A 3,038-nucleotide genomic window follows, 5' to 3' on the forward strand; every position below is an offset into this window, starting at 1 on the left:
TGTAGGGGATGAAATCCCCTGCCGTATTAGAAGGGTGCTCAGGTGCACGTATTATGCACCGTCAAAGGGAAACTAGGTTTTCTTGAGTTGCGCGGATACGCTTTTATCCGCCTTTTTAACTTTATATAATATTTTACAATTTTAAAATTTTTGATATAATTCTTATATATTATAAATTGGAGGTTATCATGTCTTATAAAAATATAGTACGAGCTAGGTACAGTGAAACAGATCAAATGGGTATAATATATCATGCTAATTATTTTAATTGGTTTGAAGTTGGAAGAACAGAATTTTTTAGAAATTTAGGGTATGATTATAAAAAACTAGAAGAAATAGGTATACTTTTGCCAGTGATAGATGTAGGTTGTAAATATAAAATTTCTGCTAAATATGATGATGAAATAATAATAGAAACTTGGATTGAAAAAATGAAAGGTGTAAAAATGGAATTTAATTATAATATTATAAGAAAAAAAGATAATATTATATTAGCAGAAGGGTATACGCTTCATGCTTTTGTAGATAATAATTTAAAACCAGTAAATTTTAAAAAGAAATATAATGATTTATGGAATAAATTATATAAAACAATAGAATAGGAGAGAAAAATATGTTAGGCAAGTTGATATTGTTATTCACATTGGTACCTATAGTTGAGCTCTTTATATTGTTTAAAATAGCAGAAGTGACTAGTGGTTTAGCTACTATATTATTAGTTTTATTAACAGGGATAGCAGGGGCATATCTTGCTAAAAGTGAAGGAAGAATAATAATTAATAGAATAAAAAATGAATTAAGTCAAGGTAGAATGCCTGGAAATGAATTAATTAATGGTTTATGTGTTTTAATTGGTGGAGCATTATTGTTAACACCAGGAATAATTACAGATATAGTTGGTTTTAGTTTAGTCATACCAATGACCAGAATAATGTTTAAAAGATATATTAAAGGAAAATTTGAAGGTATGATAAGAGAAGGACAAATACATTTTTATTATAATAGACGAGATAGGCGAGATTAATTATTAAAATATGGTATAAATTGTTGCAAACTTGAATAAAATATTTATTTAAGTCAACAATTTCTATAGAATCAAAATTGGCAACCAATTCTTAATTTTTTAGGCACACTATAAGGTGTGCTATTTTTTTTAGAGTAAACTTACTAAAGGTGTTGTATTTATTGATATTCCCATAGCAGTAAAATATATTAATATAATAATTAAAAGATTCTTTATAGTTCTTATCATTATAAATCCTCCTTTGAATGCCTGTTTTTTAATTTATTAATATGTGTATAAGGATAAAATTAGAACTTAAAATTTGAAAATTAAAGTATAGTATTTACCTTAAATAAATACTATGGTATAGTGTGTAGTGAATTATTATTAGTACATATTTTATTCGGTAATTAGTAAAAACTGAAGAGTAATTAGTGCAGTAAGGAGGGAATTATGGCTGTTGTAGTTCGTGGTTTAGCAATGGGAGAAATTACTTCTAAAGATGCTTTTAAATTACTTAAAAGGGAGTCAGTAGTAGGTATTACAATTGAAGTAACAATTTATTTTAGTATTGCAACTATATTTATGAAATATTTAATTTAAATAAAAAGGTTTTATTTATTAAATAATAGAATATGTAAGGAGAGATATTTATGAATCCACCAGTAGTAAAAGATAATATATATGAAGGTAAAGTAATAGATTTAAATCATAGGGGACAAGGGGTAGTAAAAATAGATGGTTTTGCCATATTTATAGATGACGGTATTCCTGGAGATATGGGAAATATTAAAATACATACAGTTAAGAAGAATTATGCCATTGGAGAATTTATAAATATAGAAGAATCATCAAAGTGGAGAATAAATGCTCCTTGCCATGTAGTAAATGAATGTGGTGGATGTCAAATTCAAAATATTGATTATGATAAACAATTAGATATAAAAAAGGAAAGAGTAATAAATGATATGAAGAGAATAGGTGGAATGGAAGACTTAAAAATCCATTATACCTTAGGAATGGAAGAACCATTTAGATATAGAAATAAAGCACAATTTCCAGTATCTAAAGGAGATAACTTTGTAAAAATCGGATTTTATAGAAGAGGTACTCATGATATAGTAGATACTAATTTTTGTATAATTCAGCATCCTATTACAGATAAAATAATAAAAGTAATAAGAAATTTTATGAAAGAATATAATATATCTCCTTATGATGAGAAAAGTGGGAAAGGAATAATAAGACATATATTAACTAAAACTTCATTTAAAACTAGAGATTTAATGATAGTGATAATAACTAATGGAGAAAAATTTCCCCATAAGGAAGAATTAATTAGTGAATTAACTTCAAGTATAGATGGAATTAAAAGTATAATTCAAAATATTAATAATAAGAGAAACAATGTGATATTAGGATATAAAACTATAACTTTATATGGAGAAGATAAAATAGTAGATTATATAGAAGATATAAAGTTTAATATATCACCATTATCTTTCTTTCAAGTAAATCCTATACAAACAGAAATCTTATACAATAAGGTACTAGAATATACAAATTTAGATGGGAAAGAAATAGTATTTGACTTATACTGTGGAATAGGTAGTATTTCGTTATTTTTAGCTAAAAAAGCTAAGAAAGTATACGGAATAGAAGTAGTAAAACCAGCCATAGAAGATGCAAAAAAAAATGCTGAAATAAATGGTATAGATAATGCAGAATTCTTTGTAGGAAAGGCGGAAGAGATATTTCCGAAATTATACAAACAGGGAATAAAAGCCGATGTTGTAGTAGTTGATCCACCAAGAAAAGGTTGTGATGAAAAAGTATTAGATACAATAGTAAAAATGAATCCTAAAAAAGTAGTGTATGTATCCTGCAATCCAGCAACCCTAGCAAGAGATTTGAAATATTTAGGGAAGAATGGATATAAGACATTAGAAATACAACCAGTAGATATGTTTCCTCATACGGTGCACGTAGAGACTATAGTATTACTAACTAGATAAGAACTGTACTTTAGAGATTT

The 3,038-nt window shown here is 26.5% G+C and carries 4 protein-coding genes; all 4 read left to right on the plus strand.

The window, feature by feature from the left end:
- The first annotated feature begins 188 nt into the window (after window positions 1-188).
- The 4 genes from GOQ29_RS08565 to rlmD all read left to right on the plus strand — a co-directional run bounded on the left by GOQ29_RS08565 (window position 189) and on the right by rlmD (window position 3,018).
- The gene (locus tag GOQ29_RS08565; protein WP_203372237.1) at window positions 189-602 is read left to right on the plus strand and encodes an acyl-CoA thioesterase; all 414 of its coding nucleotides are present in this window, start codon (window positions 189-191) and stop codon (window positions 600-602) included.
- 11 nt (window positions 603-613) lie between these two features.
- Window positions 614-1,024: an FxsA family protein gene (locus tag GOQ29_RS08570; RefSeq protein WP_203372238.1), complete on the plus strand. Its 411-nt coding sequence runs from the start codon at window positions 614-616 to the stop codon at window positions 1,022-1,024.
- A 432-nt stretch (window positions 1,025-1,456) separates the two neighbouring features.
- Window positions 1,457-1,606 carry a hypothetical protein gene (locus tag GOQ29_RS08575; RefSeq protein ID WP_203372239.1) on the plus strand — a complete coding sequence of 50 codons (150 nt, stop codon included), beginning with the start codon at window positions 1,457-1,459 and terminating at the stop codon, window positions 1,604-1,606.
- A 50-nt stretch (window positions 1,607-1,656) separates the two neighbouring features.
- Window positions 1,657-3,018: a 23S rRNA (uracil(1939)-C(5))-methyltransferase RlmD gene (gene rlmD, locus GOQ29_RS08580; RefSeq protein WP_203372240.1), complete on the plus strand. Its 1,362-nt coding sequence runs from the start codon at window positions 1,657-1,659 to the stop codon at window positions 3,016-3,018.
- Window positions 3,019-3,038 lie beyond the last annotated feature (20 nt).

Source organism: Anaeromonas gelatinilytica (assembly GCF_016820635.1).
Lineage (GTDB): Bacteria > Bacillota > Clostridia > Tissierellales > SIT17 > Anaeromonas > Anaeromonas gelatinilytica.

Coding starts and splice junctions, on each gene's coding strand:
- GOQ29_RS08565 (WP_203372237.1), top strand. CDS start 189: ATGTCTTATAAAAATATAGTACGAGCTAGGTACAGTGAAACAGATCAA.
- GOQ29_RS08570 (WP_203372238.1), top strand. CDS start 614: ATGTTAGGCAAGTTGATATTGTTATTCACATTGGTACCTATAGTTGAG.
- GOQ29_RS08575 (WP_203372239.1), top strand. CDS start 1,457: ATGGCTGTTGTAGTTCGTGGTTTAGCAATGGGAGAAATTACTTCTAAA.
- rlmD (WP_203372240.1), top strand. CDS start 1,657: ATGAATCCACCAGTAGTAAAAGATAATATATATGAAGGTAAAGTAATA.